The following is a 1,211-nucleotide window of genomic DNA, read 5'->3' as shown; positions in this document are numbered from 1 at the left end:
CACTGCTGTCCCATAGTTTGCTTTAAATAAAAAAACCTGAGTCCTAACAGTTAAAATATGAGTGCAAACAAACACTTTAACGACCAGGATTCAGGTTTTGTCACATCAGAATACCGTATTTCATGAGCTAATTAAACCTGTTGTGCGACAGGATTTTGAACAACTTGCTAAAGTGCACCATGTTGGACAGAAATTTAGAGCGGCTTCCCGGTGGGATCAGTTTATTGCCATATTGATGTCTCAATTCTCTTGTAGGCAAAGTCTGAGAGATATTCAATCCAATTTGGAGTGCCAACAGGAAAAGCTAAGTCATCTCGGAGCAAAGTCTATTCCCCGAAGCACGCTGGCACGAATCAATGAGCAGCAGCCTGCTGCCTTGTATCAACAGCTATTTTACAAGTTGCTTAAATACTATGACCACTCAAAAGTCGCTCATAAATTTCGCTTTAAGAATCCCTTGTATTCCTTGGATGCCAGTCATATTGACCTGTCGCTTTCCTTATGTGAATGGGCCAAAGTTCACGACTCAAAAGCCAGCATGAAACTCAGTATAGGATTGAATCACAGCAATGATATTCCTGAGTTTGTTGCAGTTGAAAATGGCAAAGAAAATGACATGGTACAAGGCCGCAAATTCCAGTTTCCTGCTGGCAGCATTGTAGTTTTTGATAAAGGCTATGTCGATTACCAATGGTATGCAAATCTGACTGCTCAAAACATTGGATTTGTCACACGTTTTAGGCCTAAATCTGTGTATCAGGTGATCCAGCAACATCCAGTGCTTGAATCCAAAGGTATTCTAAAAGATGAAACCATTCAGCTGAATAGCGCACATGCCCTAAAAAGAAAAGCCCCAGTGTTAAGAAGAATTGAATATAGAGATCAGCAAAGTGGCAAGCACTTTAGCTTTCTCAGCAATAACTTTCATTTAGCCGCCTCCACCATTGCGGCGATTTATAAAGATCGTTGGAAAGTTGAGCTGTTCTTTAAGGCGATTAAGCAGAATCTCAAATTAAAAGCGTTTCTAGGTCGCAGCAGGAACGCAATTCAGACACAAATCTGGATTGCGATGATCGCCTATTTATTGGTGAGTTTCGCTCAACATTTAGGAAAAACAGGTTGGACAGTTCAACGTTTACTCAGAATAATTCAAGTGAATTTGTTTGAAAGAAGAACTTTAAAAGCTTTATTTTCACCCGATAAAATACCCA

At 40.0% G+C, this 1,211-nt stretch carries 1 protein-coding gene; it reads left to right on the top strand.

Annotated features, from left to right (window positions below):
• Positions 1 to 97 precede the first annotated feature (97 nt).
• A partial coding sequence (locus tag FTT98_RS17865; protein ID WP_180177633.1) for an IS4-like element ISAbe18 family transposase occupies positions 98 to 1,211 on the top strand: 1,114 nt, incomplete at its 3' end.

The sequence above is a fragment of the Acinetobacter sp. YH12039 genome (genome assembly GCF_013420015.1).
Lineage (GTDB): Bacteria > Pseudomonadota > Gammaproteobacteria > Pseudomonadales > Moraxellaceae > Acinetobacter > Acinetobacter amyesii.
This window is presented reverse-complemented; position numbering and strand designations above follow the sequence as displayed.